Below are 18,502 nucleotides of genomic sequence, written 5' to 3' on the forward strand. Positions count from 1 at the left end.
CATAAAAATTGGTTTACATCACATTTTTATCTTTCTTTTATTAATGACAAAATGCAAAATTGCTTATGCGCTTCTCACTATTTTTCTGTCCTTAGAATTGAGAGCGATGTTTAACGATTGCGCCCTCAGTATCTTGAAATAAAATTTTTTATAATCAATCTCATTGCTAGTAATAAATTAAGGTGACACTTATGATGCGTTACGTCACTCAGTGGTTAAAGAAAGACCCTGATGCAAAAAGTCGCGAAGAATTAAACTATTTAATCGACGAACAAATGACCGATGAACTCGAAGAGCGTTTTGCTTCTCGGTTGCAATTTGGTACCGCTGGATTGCGCGGCAAAGTTGGGGCTGGTCCTAACCGAATGAACCGTCTTGTCATCCAAGAAACAGCAACTGGACTTGGCAACTACCTACTCACCACCGTTAAAGATGCCAAAAAACGGGGTGTCGTGATTGGCTATGATGGTCGCCCAGACTCCCAACAATTTGCAGAAGACACCGCGAGTGTGCTTACGGCATTAGGCATTCACGTGTATCTAACCCACGATGTGGCAGCGACACCGATTGTCGCCTTTGGGGTGGAGCATTTCTATGCTGCGGCGGCTGTTGTCGTAACCGCGAGCCATAACCCTCCCGAGTACAATGGGTTCAAAGTCTATTGGGAAAATGGCGCCCAGATCATTCCGCCGCATGACTCAGGCATTGCCGCCGAAATCGATACGGCCGCCAAGCACCCAATCACCACATTAGATTTATCTGAAGCTAAAGGGCTTGGTTTACTCACCATGTTGGGCGATGAGTATTATGATACCTATCGTGCAGCCATCAATGCCAATCCATTGCTTAATAATCATCAGCAACCACAAGACCTCGTGATTGCCTATACCGCGATGCATGGTGTTGGGGCAGATATGGCCGAAACATTACTGGCGGATGCGGGTTTCACGCAAGTTCACAGTGTGGCCGCACAACGCGAACCCGATGGCACATTCCCAACCGTCAACTTCCCCAACCCGGAAGAAGCTGGCGCGATGGATAAAGTGATCGAATTGGCCAATGCCACGCATGCTCATTTGGCCTGTGCTAACGATCCCGATGCAGACCGATTTGCAGTCGCGGCACGTAAAACGGATGGCACGTATCAAATGCTCACTGGCGATCAGGTGGGGACACTGTTTGGTCACTATTTGCTATCACGAGCCGAAACACCTAGCAAAGCACTTGTAGGTAATACGATTGTTTCGTCAAGTTTGCTGGGTAAAATTGCTCAAGCTTGTGGCGCGGAATATTACCAGACGTTGACTGGGTTTAAATGGTTAACCAACGTCGCAATGGATAAGCAAACCAATGACAAGCCATTTGTCTTTGCTTATGAAGAAGCGCTCGGCTATACCATTGGTAACACGGTGTGGGATAAAGATGGTTTATCGGCTTTGGTTGGCTTTGCACAATTAAGCGCAGAGTTGCTTGCTCAAGGCAAAACGGTTTGGGATGCTCTGGAAGATATTTATCGTGAACATGGTTTATATGTGACTGCGCAACAAAGTATTGCATTAGACCCTAATGCGCCAGCGATTGGTGATAAACTGCGTGCTAAGCCACCGCAAGACATTGCAGGTCGAGACGTCATCATGACTGACGACTTCAAGTTGTGTGAGCGTCACTATGCCAATGGCGATAAAGCGCCAATCCACTTACCAGCCAGTGACGTGTTGATCTATCATCTCGACGGAGGAGCACGTGTTATTGTGCGTCCATCAGGCACAGAACCTAAACTCAAATGTTATTATGAGTTAGCGGGCAGCTTTGCCGATGATGAGTCGTTTGCTAGCGCACAAGAGCGAGCGGAAGAGCAATTAGCTCTATTGATCACCGAGCATCAACATAGCCTAGACGACTAAGCTAGCCGCGAAGTGTCACGATCCAACGATCTGCTCAGCGGTTGAGACTCTCGAGCTAATAAAACCCACTTTTGATCGCTCAAAAGTGGGCTTGTTTTGCGCTTACTAAACTAAAAACTAAACGTCGTAACCGCAGTCTTACGTTTATACTAAATCATTGAGCATCTCGGAGTCATAGGCTTTTAGCGGCTTACCTGATTGTACGCGCTCGACAAAGTCTGGGTTAGCAATAAACGCACGACCAATCGCAATCAAGTCAAATTTCTCATCCGCAATCGCTTCAGCAGCGGTATCCGCGGTGTAATTACCGACTCCCATTAGGGTATGGGAATACTGCTGACGTAAATAGGTAGAAATACGACCATCAAACGCATCAAACTCTACAGAGTCATCAAACATCCCCTCATGCACATAAGCAAGCTGACGTGAATTCAATTCAGTCAATAAATGGTCAAAGACACCACGGTCGCGTGCATCCGCTTCAATATGCATATACCCACCAGGAGACAGGCGAATCCCCACACGATCGGCACCGATTTCGTGACAAACCGCATCCACGACTTGAAGAGGGAAACGAGCCATATTCTCAGCTGTTTCACCAAACTCATCTTGTCGATGGTTAGTATTAAAGTGTAAAAACTGATCCAATAAATAACCGTTAGCCGCATGAATTTCGACACCATCAAAACCCGCTTCGATAGCATTCTTAGCCGCTTGGCTGTAGTCAGCAACTAACTGATCAATATCTTCGTGCGTGGCGGCTTTTGGTGTCACATATTCTAAATCACGGCGACGTGGGACCGAACCATCAAAACGAATCGCCGACGGAGCCAGTACCTCACCATCAAAAAACTCTGGGTGAGCGACGCGTCCGGTATGCCAAATTTGTAGGAAAATTTTCCCGCCTTTGTTCTGTACCGCTTCGGTGACTTTTTTCCATCCCGCAATTTGCGCTGATGAAAATATTCCAGGAGTATTTGGATAGCCCTGCCCATCAGGACGAATAATGGTCGCTTCAGTAATAATCAAACCTGCGTCAGCACGACGCTCGTAATAACGCACCATCGCCTCTGTGGGGACTAAATCATCATCGGCCATGCAACGAGTGAGTGGAGCCATCGCGATACGGTTTTTAAGCGTTAAGGTGTCGTTAAGCGCGTAAGGCTGAAATAATATGTCAGTCATGGTGGTTTCCTAGTTGTTACTTTCAATGCATACACCCTACTCCTTTCTTGAATGTTTGTTCAAGTAATTTTTCGATCAAACTTCCAAGCATCTTTTCAGCTCATACGATTCACGATACACTCTCTCTTTATGAATCGTGAGGGATGACAAAGAGTGCGCGCCGCCGAATTTGATCGCGAAAAAGTATTAAGAGCCGCAATGAATCAGTTCATTCGTTATGGCTTTTCAAAAACCAGTATGCAAGACCTTAAACGCGTGACAGGTCTGCATCCGGGGTCGATATACTGTGCGTTTGAAAACAAGCGTGGTTTACTTTTAGCCGCCTTAGAACAGTATGCCGATGATCGTGCCTGCGAATTTGAAGCATTTTTTCTTCAAGCAGACACCGTTCTGGCAGGGATCACGGCATATCTTCAACATATTGTGAGCGAATGCCAAGCAGAAAGCATTCGAGATTGCTTATTGCAAAAAGCCCTTAGCGAATTTTCACAGAATGACGAAATGGTAGAGCAGGCACTCTGTGAAGCCCTTGCAGCTTGGCAGCAAGGGCTAAACGAAAAATTGCATATTGCTCAGCAAAAACAGGAATTACCTGCGGATGCTGATTGTGATTTTTTATGTCACTACTTAACGATGGGCATTTGCGGTTTACGATCTTTTGCTCATACCAAACCGCAGCCTGCTGTTATTCAACAACTTGCAGATAAACTACTTGCTGCTCTTTACCCCTAATTTTCGATTGCTCATTATCAAGGAATGACAGGATGTCTTCGAATACAACGTCACCACCGACCAGCACCGTATCATCTCAGTCAACAATCAAGCATTTCTGCCAAGGAGCCATGGCAATTGCACCATTGAGTATTGCCGTGCTGCCTTGGGGGCTATTAGCCGGTTCTTATGCAATGGATGCAGGCTTAACGGGATTAGAAAGCCAAGCCTTATCGGCGATTCTTTTTGCGGGCTCAGCTCAGTTAGTGGCGACCGGTATGCTAAAAAGTGGGGTCGGACTGGTGACATTATTGCTCACCACCCTATTTATCACCTCACGACATTGTTTATATAGCATCGCCATGCGTGAATCGATCAAATCATTGCCACTACGTTGGCGGCTTATTCTTGGCTTTTTGCTGACAGATGAGCTGTTTGCGGTATCCGGACAGCGCCCTGATAAGCCTTATGACCGATGGTTTTTATTAGGTGCTGGGCTGAGTTTCTATATAGCTTGGAATGTGGCGACGGTGGTCGGAATTTTAGCAGGCCATTATATTCCTAATCTCAATACATTGGGGCTAGATTTTGCAGTGGCAGCCACGTTTATTGCCATTGTCGTTCCCAATACGAAATCTTTACCAGTATTCGCTGCGGTGTTTATCGCTTTGGTATGCTCAGTGGTGTGTGACGTCTATAACGTACCTGGTGGATTAATGCTTTCTAGCGCCGCGGGGATGGTTTCTGGATACCTGTGTGAAACTCATATGAAGAGAGTAAACCAATGACGATGCTATCTATTATTGCTATGGCGGCGTTGGTATTTTTAAGTCGTTATATCTTTCTTGAACCGAGCTTGCCGATAAAATTACGTCCAGGAATACAACGATTACTTGCATATTCTGGACCCGCGGTCTTGACCGCATTGTGGGGGCCAATTGTCTTTACCCATGAAAATACATTATGGCTTAAGGCTGACAATCCCTATTTGTGGTCGGCATGTGTAGCGGTACTGTTGGCATGGAAAACCAAAAATGTCTTACTGACCACAGTCATCAGTATGGGGATGTTTTTGGTGTTACATCTTATGGTTTTCAACTAGCTTTATTGGGCGATCCATTCTATTTCAATTAACGTGGTATCGCCCTCTTTTAAGCGTGCTAAAAAAGCATCACCAGCATGAACTTCACCGACACCTTGTGGTGTACCAGTCATGACCACATCATTGTCTTCCAACGTCGTAAATGTCGCCAATTCCTCAAGAATCATCTGCGGCGAATAGATCATTTGCGACACATGTGCATTTTGGACGCGGACACAGTTGATCAGAAGCTCAAGCTTTAACTCAGTAATATCAATATGATCAAGGGCAATAAATTTACTAAACACCGCAGAGCCATTAAAGGCTTTCGCTCTTTCCCACGGAAGTCCTTTCTGTTTAAGCTTGGATTGCAACTGTCGTTTGGTTAAGTCTAACCCTACCCCAACCCCAACATACTGCCCGCCCTGTACGACCAGACATATCTCAGTCTCATAGTGTAATGATTCATCATGCTTAGCACATAGCGTCGCGGTTATCGCACTGTTAGGTTTATTAAACACTACCATCTGGTCTGGAACCACGTTATTTAATTCTTTAATATGGTCCACATAATTACGCCCAACACATAACACCTTAGAGGGAGTAATCAATGTATTATTAAAACGCACAGAATTCATAGCTCTTCCTTGAACATAATTATAACCTGCTAATTTAGTCGCTTAATTAACAAAGACACTAAACAAAGTAGGTATTGTCACCATCGAGGTCACTATTGTAGTTGCAGCAGCAATTTTTCACATAGCAACTTCATCATTTGCATTTCTTCCGGTGCCAACTTTAACTTACAAAACATTTCAGCCGGTACCGAAACAGCCTTAGCATGCAGTTCTTGTCCTTGCGCGGTTAAATGCAAAGTTCGCACTCGTTCATCATGTTCACCGCGTTTACGTAACACTAGCCCTTTCACTTCTAAGCGTTTCAACAGCGGAGTCAGTGTGCCTGAATCTAAGTGCAACCTCTGCCCCAAATCTTTCACACTCACACCGTCAGATTGCCACAACACCATCATCACAATATATTGCAAATATGTCAGGTCTAGTACCTCAAGCAAAGGACGATAAGCTCGAACCACTGCATTGGCCGCGCTGTATAACGGAAAGCACATTTGTTTATCAAGTAACAAATGTTCATCATTCGATGCGTCTAAATCATCGGAAGTGGACGAGGAAGTACAATTGCTCATAGTCATCATTACGTTAACATTACCCAACTGACAATATACGTCGAATTCAAAAAAAAATCATCCGTTGCCGCTTAACGCCTAAGCTTCTCGCTTAGCAAACAACCTCAGATCACAATCTATGCCCATGTGTTGGGTCAGAGCCCTTCAGTACGCAAAACGTCAAAACTGCTCCTTTATTATCCAATCCATAAAAACGACATGTAAATGTCAATTTTGAGTAATCAAATCGTCATCAATGGACACTAAATTTGAGTCATACCAAAACGTTAGAGCAAAGAAGCTCATACCCATTATAGATAAGGCAATACGATGAAAAAATCCGTTTTAGCAACCGCGGTTCTTGCAACTCTTGTTTCAGGTTCCACTTTGGCAGCAACCGTATATAAAGCAGATGGTACTGAATTTAAAGTTGGTGGTCGCGTTGAATTTCGTGGGGATTTCAATGCTGAAACCAATGGTCAAGAAATTGACGGTACAATGAGCGACCAAACACGTGCACGTTTGAATTTAAAAGGGTCATCTGAAATTTCAGATGGTGTCAAAGCCTTTGCTTTCTACGAAGTAGAACAAAAAGCCAATGACTCTGATGAAAAAATGAAGAATCGCTACATGTATGCGGGTGTTGATATGCACGGCAACGCACTCTCTTTTGGTGCACAAGATATGGCTTCAGTTCAAATTTCTAAATTTTCCGATATTGGTGCTTTTACAGGATTACAAAAGCCTATCGCAGCCTCTAAAGACCACACTGAAGGTGTTATCGCTTACCGTGGTGACTTCGATGCTTTGAATGTACAAGCAACGTACAAAGCAGAATCAACAGATGACTCTGATTCATACGGCGTATCGGGCACTTATTCACTCCCTGTTGGCGTAAAACTGGGTCTGGCTTACTCTGCCGATCAGGATAAAGTCGCCGGTAATGCCACATCAACGGATAAAGGCAACCAAATCCTAGCGGGTATCAGTTACTCTATGGATGCATTGTATCTAGCGGCTACTTACTCAACGGGTGATACCGGGAATGGGGATGATGAATTTGATATTATGGAATTTGCAGCGGCTTACGACATTACAGATCAAGTTCAAGTGCAAGCCATTTACGGTAAAGATACTACCAAGCCAGAAACAGGCGCGGATGTGGATAACGAAGATTTCGTTGAATTAGGCGGTTACTACAAATTCAACAGCAACCTAAAATCTTACATTGCCTACAAAGCCAACTCTGCAGATGGTGCTGATGATGACACTATCCGTCTTGGTCTAAAATACGGCTTCTAATCAATACCAATCAAGTCCTGAAACTGCCTTAATCCATGGCCTAACATTCGTTAGGCCATTTTTTTGCACCAATTTAGACAGAATATGCCCTACCACTAGGCATTCGCCGATAGAAACACAACCACAAAATCATAACCAACTGAAATTACTAAAGAAAAAAACTGGCATACTTACTGCTTTATAATAAGTACAAATGCAGGCAGCGTTTGTGCTTCTTGTTAGTGGTATGGCAGAAACCACTGAGCACTTCATTTTTAACCTCCCAACGGGAGGTTTTTTTTTATAAGAAGTTAGACATCGCCGAGTCAATCACTACGCTCGCTTAGGCTGCTGGTAAGTTTTCCCTGCCGCTTGATAAACATCCTTACGCTTTACGCCAAATTGAGTGTCAAAGAACCAAGCGATAAAGCGAATCACATCGTCTTCTTTATTCATGATGTACTCGAAGAACTCGTCTTGTCCACCTTGCGGATTAGTTTCGAATGTCACATGGTAAATGCGTTCTTCACCTTCAACTTCTGCCAACGTGAATTGCCCAGTAAGATCTTGTGCGGCCTCCGCGACTTGCTCGTCATCAGCGTTTTTTAATGTTGCAAGAGCCGTCGGTAAATCGCTATCGGCGCATAAGCGCACCACAAGTGCTTCAAAATCTGATTGTTGCATGATGTATCCTCTATCAATGTAGATTGGATTATAACGGTAAAGATATAAGAGTGGTACTGATTGTTCTGGTGCTCTCAATGACATACTGTCAAATAAAAAAGGCCTGCATCGTGCAGGCCTTTTTATGCATAGACTTTCTAGCTGTCTTGTCCGGCGTCATCAGCGTCAGACTTATGAGTTAATGACGCTTCTTTTTCGGCAAGCAGTTTATCCATTCTGTCACGCTGATGAATAAATTGCTGACGATCTTTTTTCGAGACAGAGCGTGCCATTGGGATTTTCGCTTTCATAGCATTAACAGGATGACCTTTAATAATCAATTCATAATGTAAATGCGGTCCAGTCACTCGCCCTGTTGAACCCGATAGCGCGATTTTTTGTCCTCGTTTGACATGCTGTCCTCGATGCACATAAATCTTACTTAAGTGCAAATAGCGCGTGGTATACGTACTATCATGGCGAACCACAACATATAACCCAGCATAAGGGTGGTCGCGAATCAAAGTGACAACGCCGTCACCTGTCGTTAATACTGGCGTTCCCACCGGAGTCGCAAAATCCGTTCCATAGTGAGGCATGATGCGTCCAGTAATCGGATGGCGACGATGTGGATTATAAGGCGATGAGATACGATAACGGCGTTTGGTTGGATAACGACGAAATGCTTTTTGTAAGCTTTCCCCATGGCGGTCATAGTACTGTCCATCTTTATTCAAATACGCCGCAATAACACGCTTTCGATTAAAAATTTTGATCGCTTTAATTTCGCGCACACCTGTCAACTGCCCTTTGACATATTGATTTGCTTGCACGACTTCAAATCGGTCGCCAGCACGCAGGTCTCGCCCAAAATTAATCTTGTCTTTTAATAATTGGACAATTTGTTCAATATCAGCAATATGTAAACCCGCTCGGTGCGCTGACTGCGAAAACGAACCATGAATTTCACCAATAACGGTACTATTTTTCCACGTACCTGGTAAATTCACTTCGTGATAATCATAACCACCATCAGAGTTTAAGGTGTAAGAAGAACTATTAGCAATATCAAATACCAGCTCCATCTTCTTTAGGTGCTTACCATCATCGGTTTGCCAAAAACGCAGCGTATTACCCGGCTGTAATGTATCCAGCTTGAGGTAGTTCAAGTCGGTTTCCATTACCTTCATGAGATCTTTGTACGGAAAATGAAGACGTGAAAAAATCAGACTTAGGTTATCACCACTTTTTATGGTGTATTCATAATCTGGTATGTTTTGTGTTTGCTTTTGCTTTTGCTGTTCTAACTGTTTATCCAAGATCGACCCGACAACTTGGTTCTCAGGTATGGTAACTTTTATTTGCTTGTGCAGACCATTGTCGTGAAAAGCGGAGGATAAGAGCGTCATTCCAATCAGCGGAAATCCGATTATTAAGACTTTTTGTCGCTTAGACAACTCGGAAAACCGTTGCAGCAGGGACTTTATTTGCACAATCTAACCCGTGTAATTCATAAAACTGTTCCAAGATTAAGGCTTTCAGAGAAAAATGTCACCCGAGAGATGAAAAACAATCCATGAAAAAGGCACATTAAGTGCCTTTTCGCCCATATAATATGCAATCTTAGTACGCAAACTAATACAAAAAGTTCCCTAGCTCAAAGTATAGGTTACATCAGTTTCTGATAGAGCAGGCTTAATCATGAGTGGAAACAAGGCAATTATCCTCCCCATAACCATTTGGAATATAGTTGTCAGCACGGGGATCATTAACCCATGTATCGCCATCCATTAAGTAGCGAAATTGAAATTCGCCATCTTTTGGCAAACGAGTTTTAAATTTAAACTGATGCGATTTGGGTACTTTTTTCATCGGTTCGGGCTGCCACCCAAGAAAGTCAGCGACAATAGCGACCTGTGAAGCATCATCAGGCACCTCTATTTCAAAGGTCACTTCGACTTCATCTTTGGTTTTAAAGAAGCGTTTATTGATCATGACAAACTCCATTTGTATAAAAAACATTCAACCCCATAAGAATAGGTCATTCTTTTATATGCACAATGTTGTGGTCAAAAAATAGTGCTAACCATGACAAGACGCAAACTCCTCTGCAACCTACTGTTAATCATCATATTCCATCCTGATTTATTGACCCCTTTACCTGTCCGGCTCGTTGTCAATAAGTGACTAATTACTCTATAAATGATAATACGGTAACGTTTGCTTTTAGTAATAGATAAATTTGAATATTTAAATATTAATGGTGAATAGTATTGCGATTATGAATAAAAATAGATATTCTCCCCAAGCGATTAAACAAGGACATTAAGTGAATGAATATTCCATGGAAGGAGAAATTAAACCACACAGTCACATGAGATAAATGATGCAGAACAACGCACACAAACGTCCCATCACTTCCGCTACCCTTTGGCGATTTTTACTCCCTTCTCTTCTTGGGATGTTTCTTTTTATGGCCCCTATTCAATATCAGGGTTCATTCTCTATTCCTGTGGCTGTTATGGCCAAGTCGTTGCAATCACTACTAGGTGCATACCTTGTCCCTGTCATCACAATGATTGTCGCGTTTATGGGTGTTGCCTCACTCATTGTAAAACTGACGAAACCCAGTGCTATTCTCAACCGTCCATTCTTGAATAGTCTTTTTAATCCATCTTGGATATGGTTAGTAGTACGCCTATTTGGGAGCGTGTCCGTCGTCATGACGTTTTGGCAAATCGGCCCAGAAATGATCAGAGAATCTAACACCGGCGGCTTAGTTTTAAGGGATCTTTTACCTACGCTGTTTTCCGTGTTTATTTTTGCTGGGTTATTACTTCCATTGCTATTAAACTTTGGCTTGTTAGAGCTTTTTGGAAGCCTACTTAGTAAGATAATGCGACCGATTTTTAATTTACCAGGGCGCAGTGCAATTGACTGTATGGCCTCTTGGCTCGGTGACGGTAGTGTTGGGATCTTATTAACGAGCAAACAATACGAAGAAAAATTTTATACCCAGCGAGAAGCCGCCGTAGTCGCGACAACATTCTCCGCGGTTTCTATTACATTCAGCTTAGTGGTCATTGCTCAAGTCGGGCTTGAATCAATGTTTTTGCCGTTTTACGCAACGATCTGTTTAGCCGGGCTCGTTGCTGCCATCGTGATTCCACGTCTACCGCCTTTGTGCTGGAAGAAAGATCGTTTTGTCGATGGCTCAAAACCAGAAGTAGATGCAAACCATTTACCACAAGGTGAAACTGCATGGTCATGGGGTTTAACACTCGCATTAAAGAAAGCCGAGAGTGTGCAATCTTTACGCTCAGTCTTTGCTGCCGGCGTGCATAACGCAATTGATATGGTGTTTGGCGTACTACCTGTCGTCATGGGACTGGGAACCGCAGCTTTGTTATTGGCCGAGCATACCTCAGTATTCTCATTACTTGGGCAACCTTTTATTCCTTACCTTCATCTATTAGGAATTCCAGAAGCGGTAGAAGCATCGAGTACCATCGTCGTCGGGTTCGCCGATATGTTTATCCCCGCGATCTTATCGACTTCGATTGAGAGCGACATGACCCGTTTTGTCATTGCCGCCATGTCTGTCACTCAGTTAATTTATATGTCAGAAGTCGGGGCACTCATGCTAGGCAGTAAAATCCCGATAAACATTATTGAGTTATTTATGATTTTCATTCTGCGTACTTTGATTACCTTGCCAATCATTGCTGGCGTGGCGCATTGCTTATTCTAAAAGTCCGCCTGACGTATAAAAAAACCGCCTCATACAGGCGGTTTTTTTATTCATTCTCCGTAATACTGAACACCAATTTTTATACGCTCACGTCCTTGCTGATCACGCCACTGGTTTGCATCTCGTAAAGAATATGAACAACCGCAATATTCTTGTTGATAGAAACGCTCTCGCTTCGCCAGTTCAACCATACGGTTTGCGCCGCCTTGCTTACGCCAATTGAATGTCCAATAAGTCAACTCAGGAAAGCGAGCGGCCGCTCGTATACCGCAATCATTAATTTGCTCCATATTCTTCCAACGCGAGATCCCAAGACAGCTAGTAAACGTATCGAAGCCGTGTTCATGCGCGTATTGAGCCGTACGCTCAAAGCGCATATCAAAGCACTCAGTACAACGCTGTCCCCTTTCAGGCTCCCACTCTAGGCCTTTGACGCGCTCATACCAGTTTTGCACATCATAGTCTGCATCAATAAACGGAATACCTAACTGCTCTGCAAAGCGAATATTTTCTTCTTTGCGCAATAAATACTCTTTTTTAGGGTGTATGTTGGGGTTATAGAAAAAAATGGTAAAGCTAATACCAGCATCGGCCATACGTTGCATCACGTCGCCAGCGCAAGGTGCACAACAAGAATGCAGCAACACATTATTTGATTGCGTTGGTGTATCTAAAACTATCGTTTGTTTACCCATAACCGCTTCCATCGTGAGTAGGCATGAATCGTCTTGTGACGAAAAGAAACCATATGATACCAATTTACTATTATTCGAGCAAAAAACCTCGCGTAATAGAAGTTATGATCTAACACCGCTATGACAACGACAACTGGTACTCTCGTTTACGTTAACTACACTCTAAGTGGTTAAACTCTAGTGAATCATTACGATACATAGAAAACCAATAACGAGATTTTCACCCAATCAAGGAGGGCTTTATGTCCATTGAAAACGTTCTATACCGTGCAGAAGCAACCGCAACTGGTGGCCGAGAAGGGTCGGCAAAAACCACTGATGGGAAACTGGATTTAACGCTATCGACTCCTAAAGAACTTGGTGGCGCTGGCGGCGCAGGGACTAACCCTGAACAGCTATTTGCGATGGGCTACTCAGCCTGCTTCCTAGGCGCGCTACAATTCGTCGCCTCTCAAGAAAAGGTTGCCCTGCCAAAAGAAACAACAGTCACAGGTGATGTGGGTATCGGTGCGCTTCCGACTGGTTTTGGTATTGAAGTCGAGTTGAAAATCCATGCGCCAAACCTTGATAAAGATAAAGTCAAAGAGCTCGTCGATAAAGCTCATATTGTTTGTCCATATTCCAATGCGACGCAAAATAATATTGATGTCATGCTCACTATTGTATAAATCGCTTAAAGGGTAGGTGCCCCGCCTACCCTCTTTTATCGTTGCCTTCATATTTACGTCTCTCCATCTTTCTTTCTCTTTCTCTTTCTCTTTCTCTTTCTCTTTCTCTTTCTCTTCATTGATTATGTAGTTTTTAGGCATGAACTTCGCTAGTATACGCGCGCTAAAGATCAATCTCGTGTGATCAACATCACCTTCTTTAGTGCCAAAAAACTTGCCCAGGATTAACCACACTAAAAGGAGATAATGTGGAATCAATACGTAATAATGAACCGTCAACCCCGCCGATACAGAAACTTACCGTTGACAAATATAGCTGGAAAGCAATGCTCGGTTCTGCCGTTGGCTATGCCATGGATGGATTTGATCTGCTGATTTTAGGTTTCATGCTTAACGCTATAGCATCGGATCTTTCTTTATCTACCGCACAATCCGGCGCGTTAGTCACTTGGACATTAGTCGGTGCGGTTATCGGAGGGATTGTCTTTGGCGCATTGAGTGATCGCTTTGGTCGAGTTCGTTTACTCACATGGACCATTATTATGTTTGCTGTCTTTACTGGTTTATGTGCCTTTGCACAAGGCTACTGGGACTTATTAATTTATCGTACTTTAGCAGGGGTCGGTTTAGGTGGTGAGTTTGGTATAGGAATGGCACTCGCCGCAGAGGCATGGCCATCAAAATACCGTTCGCGTGTTTCTTCTTATGTTGCTCTAGGTTGGCAAGTCGGTGTTTTATTAGCCGCTGTATTAACACCATTACTTTTACCTACAATCGGGTGGCGTGGCATGTTTTTAGTTGGGGTAATTCCGGCTCTGATAGCCTGGTTTATTCGTCATCGCTTGCACGAACCTGACGTATTCACACAATCGCAAAAATCTCCTAAACCTTCTTTATCTACATCATTTAAGCTACTAATTAAAGATAAAGACACCATAAAAATTAGCACCGGAATTGCTATTTTAACCTCAGTTCAGAACTTTGGTTATTATGGGATCATGATCTGGATGCCTTCATTTTTGGCAAAGCAATTAGGATTCGGTTTAACTCGTTCTGCTGTATGGACAAGTGTGACGATCCTAGGCATGATGTTTGGTATCTGGGTGTTTGGTCAGCTAGCCGATCGAATTGGACGTAAACCTAGCTTTATTGTGTTTCAGATTGGTGCCGCTGTCATGGTTATGGTTTATTCTCAGCTCACCGATCCTTATACCATGCTATGGGCGGGTGCCTTATTAGGGATGTTTGTCAACGGGATGCTTGGTGGCTATGGGGCTCTAATTTCAGAATCATATCCAACAGAAGTGCGTGCTACTGCTCAAAATGTGTTATTCAACATTGGTCGAGCCATTGGCGGATTAGGCCCTATGGTCATCGGCGCTATCGCGACACTGTATTCATTTCAGTATGCGATTATTCTCCTGGCCGGGATTTATATCATCGATATGATTGCGACCATTTTTTTAGTGAAAGAACTAAAAGGCTCAGAACTGCAATAACTCATATTGATGGTGCGCATTAAATCGAAAAGGTCGTGATAAATCACGACCTTTTTAAGTATGCGAGCTTCTATATCCTATATCAGTTTATGGCTGATACTGGCTTTTCGCCGCTTCTACTTTCGAAAAGTCCAAGCCTAATTCATCAACCGCTTCTTTAATCAACCCTGGATTTTGCATCACCTCTGCCATCACTTGCTGTAACTGATCTTGAGGTAGTCCTAATTGACTAATAGTCGTCATTGCCGCCATTGGGTTTTGTGTCAAGGCTTCAAATACTTCTGTAATTTGCGCATCGCTTACATTGTTCTCTTTTAATACCGCAATAATTGGATTCATTTTTCTACCTTTCAACTGATTATATAAGTTAGCAGTTTATCACTGCTGCACACTTGTGTGTACTACCAGTCATATGCTGGCAATGTTAACGCCTACTTTTTTCGCACATTAATCGTCGATAGTTTCAAACTCAAGCTCATCCAACGCCTCATAATGAATCGCTTGCTCAAACGCTTTCAAGCGCTTATAAATTGATAGTAACTCAACAATCGTTGTCCATGAGTTGACTAAGTATTGAAACGAATCTTCGACTTTACCAAACGCATTCATAATACGTTGCATAGTTCCGAGCGTGAAAGCCCCCGCCACGATAGATGGTGCTAACACAATGAGCGGAATAAAGTTGCCAAACTGTAAGTAACCATAACGAACGACATTAAAATACACATAATGAAGATATAGTCTGAAGTAACTAAAGCGTACATCGCCAAATAACTGCCTTAATGTTTTCGGCTCGGCTCGATGTTCATAATCTTCCCCGTAAACCAGCTCTTTACGATAAGCGGCTTCTACCTTCTGGTTTTTGAACTCAAGACCCGGCAGCTTAATACCCGCAATACCTAGCAGTGCGGTGCCAATCACTGACCAAATAATCGCAACAAATACCAGTCCTTGCGAGACATGTCCAACAATCGGTAATTCCGTCACTTTCGCAGATAAGTGCCATAAAATAGGCAAGAAGGCGATTAAGGTCATCACCGCATTCAAAAAGCTGACACCGAGGTTTTCTACAATACTCGCGAATCGCATCGTATCTTCCTGAATACGCTGTGATGCACCTTCAATATGCCGTACTCTTTGCCACTTTGATGTATAGTATTCAGTTAATGCGGTGCGCCAACGAAACACATAATGACTCACAAAAAAAGCGTTGAAGACGGCAACCATGATTGCGGTCATCAATAACACTCCTACTGTAGTGAGCTGCCCATAAAACTCGCTGAGCTTAATACTCCCCGGATGACCTAGCGCTTGCTGGATTAAATTATAAAAATCACCGTACCAATTATTTAGGCTAACGCTGACTTCAACCTGAAACCAAACGATAAACACAATCAAAGCAGAGCCAGCAACCGACCATTTTGCCCACGGGTTATCCGTCAACTGCAACCATACGCCGACAAAAAGGCCAAAGCATACCAGCATATATTGATAGAGCCATCCGTCTAATGCGCGACTGTATGCTTCTTGATAAGCGCTTTGCACCGCGTCGCTAGCACCGTTTTGTGGAACCGTTGGAAAGCCGTAGCCAAACCACTCTCCAACACTGAGCATTGTTCCCATACCTTTAATGGCCACATACCAAGCAATAATGCATAGCAAAGACCACATTATAAAAGAACTAAAAAACCATTTGGGGTTAGGAAAAAAAGAGCGAAACATATAGGGCGCATTCCATAAAAGTGAGTCACGAAAATCAACACTCATTCCGTGAGAAAAGTAAATAATACCTCAGACTGGTTTAAATGAAAAAAATTCCAACTAAATCAATCATCATAGCCCGAAAGGATTAACAATAAGTATGTATTTAGTCAACGGTAAACTATGAAAAAAATAAATATCAACTCAATTGACCGAGCTGTTAGAGATTATAGGTTGTGTATCATCGTTGATTTACAATACTTGAGCATAAAACTCTGATTTTCTATCTCTGACGTAATTATTATGATGCAAGCAAGAAAATGACCTATAAAAATAAGATAATCAATATAAAAACATGATTTAATATCATTTATTTTTAACAAATATCTAGTTGATTAAAATCCATTCTCACGGCAGAATTGCCGTCTTTTGCTCAATACCTATTTTTTGATGGTAGATAGATATAATTAGGCTTTACCATTTTTTTTACATTTTTCTATTTAGAATAAAAGGACCCCCACTTATGCGCCAAATGCTCGGTAACTTGTCTATCAAGTTGCAAGTTGTTGTACCAGTGATTATCACCATGGTGCTCTTACTTGCAGGCATTATGTACAGCACATCGACTCTAAAAAATAGCTTTCATCAAGCCACCACATCGACGGAAAACTTGATTGAAAATAAAGAAGCTGTCATTCATGTTATCGATAATACGTATGCGATGCGTATTAAAGCGATCTACAGTCTATTCCGTACAGACGATTTGAATGCGTTAGAAATGAATCTGAACAAAAAGCTAGACGACACGCATCAGCGATTAGATCAACTAAACGCCATTCCAGCGATACGCAATGAAACACAAGCGTTACGCCGTGCAAGTGACGAATATGTGCGCTTTTCAGTACAAACCATGATGCCATTACTAAAACAAAAGCATAACAGTGGAATGGATCGGGCATTGGAACAGCGTTATAACAATGCATCTGCAGAGTATCGCAAGAAAGGTCAAGATATGGTTCAAGCAATTGAAGCCTTATCATCACGCCTAAATGACCATTCCTTACAGGAAATGAAAACCAATTCGCAGCATTCTAGCAGCGTGATGGATAATACGGTCATTGGGTTACTTGTCATTTTGCTGCTTGCGGCAGGGGCAACGTGGATACTTGCTAGTATCATTGTCGCACCAATTCAAAAGCTACAAAACGTGATGAATGCTGTGTCGTCTGGCAATCTTACCGTTACTGCGCAAGTTGAAGGGAATAATGAACTGTCTCGATTAGCGAAAGATATCAATGCAACGGTCAGTCATTTAAGAAACACCATGGGTTCATTAGTACGTGTCAGTGAAGATGTGGCATCAGCATCAACTGAACTGGCTGCAGTCATGACCCAATCGTCGGTCAACTCAGATCAAGAAAAACACGAGGTGGAACAAGTGGCATCTGCCGTTAATCAGCTCGAGAGCACGGCTAGAAATGTGACCGATAACGCTCACCAAGCTGATAACGCAGCGATACTTGCCAAAAAAGCCACTGAAGAAAGTTTAGAAATGTTTGCATCAAGCCAGCAAGCCAATGACAAGATGATGGGACAATTAACTGCAGCGGCTGATGTGGTCAGTAGTTTAAAAACCCAATCAGAGAAAATCGGCCAAGTCATAGAAGTTATTCAAAGTATCTCAGAACAAACCAACCTCTTAGCACTGAATGCGGCCATTGAAGCAGCGCGTGCGGGTGAATCAGGTCGAGGGTTTGCGGTTGTGGCCGATGAAGTTCGTATGCTTGCAGCGCGTACTCAAGACTCAACCAAAGAAATTCAAACGATTATTGAAGAGCTACAAACACAATCAGGCACCGCGAACAGCAGCATGGTTGTTACCCTTGATACATTAAATGAAAGCCAAGAAATGGCAACACAGTTAAGTCAGTTCCTTAATCGTATTCACGAGACAATTAACGAACTAACGGGCATTAATACGCAAGTCGCCAGTGCATCTGAAGAACAAAGCCACGTTACGGCAGATATTAATAAAAACCTCACCAATATTTACGAACTGGTTAGTCAGAATGTGGCCGGCATTACGCAATCAGCCGCTGCAAGCCAAGAGTTATCTAGTTTAGCTGAACAACAAAATCACGAACTCAATAAATTTACGATTTAATCTTTAATGGTTGAAT

General features: G+C 43.0%; 18 protein-coding genes. 9 read left to right on the forward strand and 9 right to left on the reverse strand.

Annotation, left to right across the window (positions count from 1 at the left end; genetic code table 11):
• Window positions 1–191: 191 nt before the first annotated feature.
• Window positions 192–1,904: a phospho-sugar mutase gene (locus OCU30_RS16935; protein ID WP_077314794.1), complete on the forward strand. Its 1,713-nt coding sequence runs from the start codon at window positions 192–194 to the stop codon at window positions 1,902–1,904.
• Window positions 1,905–2,048: 144 nt separating this feature from the next.
• Here OCU30_RS16935 and OCU30_RS16940 read toward each other — a convergent pair whose 3' ends face one another.
• The gene (locus OCU30_RS16940; RefSeq protein WP_077314793.1) at window positions 2,049–3,089 is read right to left on the reverse strand and encodes an alkene reductase; all 1,041 of its coding nucleotides are present in this window, start codon (window positions 3,087–3,089) and stop codon (window positions 2,049–2,051) included.
• Between the two features lie 153 nt (window positions 3,090–3,242).
• Here OCU30_RS16940 and OCU30_RS16945 point away from each other — a divergent pair, with 153 nt between their 5' ends.
• Genes OCU30_RS16945 through OCU30_RS16955 form a run of 3 tightly spaced genes read left to right on the forward strand, consistent with a single transcriptional unit; the run spans window position 3,243 to window position 4,902 of the window.
• Window positions 3,243–3,821 (forward strand): TetR/AcrR family transcriptional regulator, encoded by a 579-nt coding sequence (locus OCU30_RS16945; protein WP_077314792.1) that lies wholly within the window; start codon window positions 3,243–3,245, stop codon window positions 3,819–3,821.
• A gap of 32 nt (window positions 3,822–3,853) precedes the next feature.
• Window positions 3,854–4,588, forward strand: a complete 735-nt coding sequence (locus OCU30_RS16950) for an AzlC family ABC transporter permease (RefSeq protein WP_077314791.1) — start codon at window positions 3,854–3,856, stop codon at window positions 4,586–4,588.
• On the forward strand, window positions 4,585–4,902 hold the full coding sequence (locus tag OCU30_RS16955; RefSeq protein WP_077314790.1) for an AzlD domain-containing protein: 318 nt from the start codon (window positions 4,585–4,587) through the stop codon (window positions 4,900–4,902). The genes OCU30_RS16950 and OCU30_RS16955 overlap by 4 nt, the downstream gene beginning before the upstream one ends.
• Before the next feature lie 2 nt (window positions 4,903–4,904).
• Here OCU30_RS16955 and OCU30_RS16960 read toward each other — a convergent pair whose 3' ends face one another.
• Window positions 4,905–5,519 carry a fumarylacetoacetate hydrolase family protein gene (locus OCU30_RS16960; protein WP_077314789.1) on the reverse strand — a complete coding sequence of 205 codons (615 nt, stop codon included), beginning with the start codon at window positions 5,517–5,519 and terminating at the stop codon, window positions 4,905–4,907.
• A 92-nt stretch (window positions 5,520–5,611) separates the two neighbouring features.
• Window positions 5,612–6,085, reverse strand: coding sequence for a transcriptional regulator OhrR (gene ohrR / locus OCU30_RS16965; protein ID WP_077314788.1), 474 nt, complete (start codon window positions 6,083–6,085; stop codon window positions 5,612–5,614).
• Between the two features lie 309 nt (window positions 6,086–6,394).
• Here ohrR and OCU30_RS16970 point away from each other — a divergent pair, with 309 nt between their 5' ends.
• Window positions 6,395–7,366 carry a porin gene (locus OCU30_RS16970; protein ID WP_077314787.1) on the forward strand — a complete coding sequence of 324 codons (972 nt, stop codon included), beginning with the start codon at window positions 6,395–6,397 and terminating at the stop codon, window positions 7,364–7,366.
• Window positions 7,367–7,678: 312 nt separating this feature from the next.
• On the opposite strand, the gene OCU30_RS16975 is transcribed toward OCU30_RS16970, so the two are convergent.
• From OCU30_RS16975 to OCU30_RS16985, 3 genes are all read right to left on the reverse strand, one after another.
• Entirely contained in the window at window positions 7,679–8,029 is a 351-nt protein-coding gene (locus OCU30_RS16975) for a hypothetical protein (protein ID WP_077314786.1), read from the reverse strand.
• 137 nt (window positions 8,030–8,166) lie between these two features.
• Window positions 8,167–9,501 carry a peptidoglycan DD-metalloendopeptidase family protein gene (locus OCU30_RS16980; RefSeq protein ID WP_205408813.1) on the reverse strand — a complete coding sequence of 445 codons (1,335 nt, stop codon included), beginning with the start codon at window positions 9,499–9,501 and terminating at the stop codon, window positions 8,167–8,169.
• Window positions 9,502–9,703: 202 nt separating this feature from the next.
• Window positions 9,704–10,003 (reverse strand): isoamylase early set domain-containing protein, encoded by a 300-nt coding sequence (locus OCU30_RS16985; protein ID WP_077314784.1) that lies wholly within the window; start codon window positions 10,001–10,003, stop codon window positions 9,704–9,706.
• A gap of 391 nt (window positions 10,004–10,394) precedes the next feature.
• Here OCU30_RS16985 and OCU30_RS16990 point away from each other — a divergent pair, with 391 nt between their 5' ends.
• Window positions 10,395–11,759, forward strand: a complete 1,365-nt coding sequence (locus tag OCU30_RS16990; protein WP_077315108.1) for a YjiH family protein — start codon at window positions 10,395–10,397, stop codon at window positions 11,757–11,759.
• Window positions 11,760–11,809: 50 nt separating this feature from the next.
• On the opposite strand, the gene OCU30_RS16995 is transcribed toward OCU30_RS16990, so the two are convergent.
• Window positions 11,810–12,454 (reverse strand): epoxyqueuosine reductase QueH, encoded by a 645-nt coding sequence (locus OCU30_RS16995; RefSeq protein WP_095532915.1) that lies wholly within the window; start codon window positions 12,452–12,454, stop codon window positions 11,810–11,812.
• A 242-nt stretch (window positions 12,455–12,696) separates the two neighbouring features.
• Between OCU30_RS16995 and OCU30_RS17000 the strand changes: the two genes are divergently transcribed.
• Window positions 12,697–13,122, forward strand: a complete 426-nt coding sequence (locus OCU30_RS17000; RefSeq protein WP_077314782.1) for an organic hydroperoxide resistance protein — start codon at window positions 12,697–12,699, stop codon at window positions 13,120–13,122.
• A gap of 248 nt (window positions 13,123–13,370) precedes the next feature.
• The gene (locus OCU30_RS17005) at window positions 13,371–14,621 is read left to right on the forward strand and encodes an MFS transporter (RefSeq protein ID WP_205408812.1); all 1,251 of its coding nucleotides are present in this window, start codon (window positions 13,371–13,373) and stop codon (window positions 14,619–14,621) included.
• Window positions 14,622–14,708: 87 nt separating this feature from the next.
• Here the strand turns inward: OCU30_RS17005 and OCU30_RS17010 are convergent, their stop codons facing one another.
• Entirely contained in the window at window positions 14,709–14,960 is a 252-nt protein-coding gene (locus tag OCU30_RS17010; RefSeq protein WP_077314781.1) for a DUF2999 family protein, read from the reverse strand.
• A 108-nt stretch (window positions 14,961–15,068) separates the two neighbouring features.
• Window positions 15,069–16,343 carry a peptide antibiotic transporter SbmA gene (gene sbmA / locus OCU30_RS17015; RefSeq protein WP_077314780.1) on the reverse strand — a complete coding sequence of 425 codons (1,275 nt, stop codon included), beginning with the start codon at window positions 16,341–16,343 and terminating at the stop codon, window positions 15,069–15,071.
• 502 nt (window positions 16,344–16,845) lie between these two features.
• Here sbmA and OCU30_RS17020 point away from each other — a divergent pair.
• Window positions 16,846–18,486, forward strand: a complete 1,641-nt coding sequence (locus OCU30_RS17020) for a methyl-accepting chemotaxis protein (protein ID WP_077314779.1) — start codon at window positions 16,846–16,848, stop codon at window positions 18,484–18,486.
• The last annotated feature ends 16 nt before the right edge of the window (window positions 18,487–18,502 follow it).

Source organism: Vibrio palustris (genome assembly GCF_024346995.1).
GTDB lineage: Bacteria > Pseudomonadota > Gammaproteobacteria > Enterobacterales > Vibrionaceae > Vibrio > Vibrio palustris.

Bases quoted from the DNA above. Each gene is read 5' to 3' on its own strand.
- OCU30_RS16985 (WP_077314784.1), bottom strand. From the start codon at position 10,003: ATGATCAATAAACGCTTCTTTAAAACCAAAGATGAAGTCGAAGTGACC.
- OCU30_RS17010 (WP_077314781.1), bottom strand. From the start codon at position 14,960: ATGAATCCAATTATTGCGGTATTAAAAGAGAACAATGTAAGCGATGCG.
- OCU30_RS16960 (WP_077314789.1), bottom strand. From the start codon at position 5,519: ATGAATTCTGTGCGTTTTAATAATACATTGATTACTCCCTCTAAGGTG.
- OCU30_RS16935 (WP_077314794.1), top strand. From the start codon at position 192: ATGATGCGTTACGTCACTCAGTGGTTAAAGAAAGACCCTGATGCAAAA.
- OCU30_RS16950 (WP_077314791.1), top strand. From the start codon at position 3,854: ATGTCTTCGAATACAACGTCACCACCGACCAGCACCGTATCATCTCAG.
- OCU30_RS17020 (WP_077314779.1), top strand. From the start codon at position 16,846: ATGCGCCAAATGCTCGGTAACTTGTCTATCAAGTTGCAAGTTGTTGTA.
- ohrR (WP_077314788.1), bottom strand. From the start codon at position 6,085: ATGAGCAATTGTACTTCCTCGTCCACTTCCGATGATTTAGACGCATCG.
- sbmA (WP_077314780.1), bottom strand. From the start codon at position 16,343: ATGTTTCGCTCTTTTTTTCCTAACCCCAAATGGTTTTTTAGTTCTTTT.
- OCU30_RS17000 (WP_077314782.1), top strand. From the start codon at position 12,697: ATGTCCATTGAAAACGTTCTATACCGTGCAGAAGCAACCGCAACTGGT.
- OCU30_RS16975 (WP_077314786.1), bottom strand. From the start codon at position 8,029: ATGCAACAATCAGATTTTGAAGCACTTGTGGTGCGCTTATGCGCCGAT.
- OCU30_RS16955 (WP_077314790.1), top strand. From the start codon at position 4,585: ATGACGATGCTATCTATTATTGCTATGGCGGCGTTGGTATTTTTAAGT.
- OCU30_RS16940 (WP_077314793.1), bottom strand. From the start codon at position 3,089: ATGACTGACATATTATTTCAGCCTTACGCGCTTAACGACACCTTAACG.
- OCU30_RS16970 (WP_077314787.1), top strand. From the start codon at position 6,395: ATGAAAAAATCCGTTTTAGCAACCGCGGTTCTTGCAACTCTTGTTTCA.
- OCU30_RS16995 (WP_095532915.1), bottom strand. From the start codon at position 12,454: ATGGGTAAACAAACGATAGTTTTAGATACACCAACGCAATCAAATAAT.
- OCU30_RS16990 (WP_077315108.1), top strand. From the start codon at position 10,395: ATGCAGAACAACGCACACAAACGTCCCATCACTTCCGCTACCCTTTGG.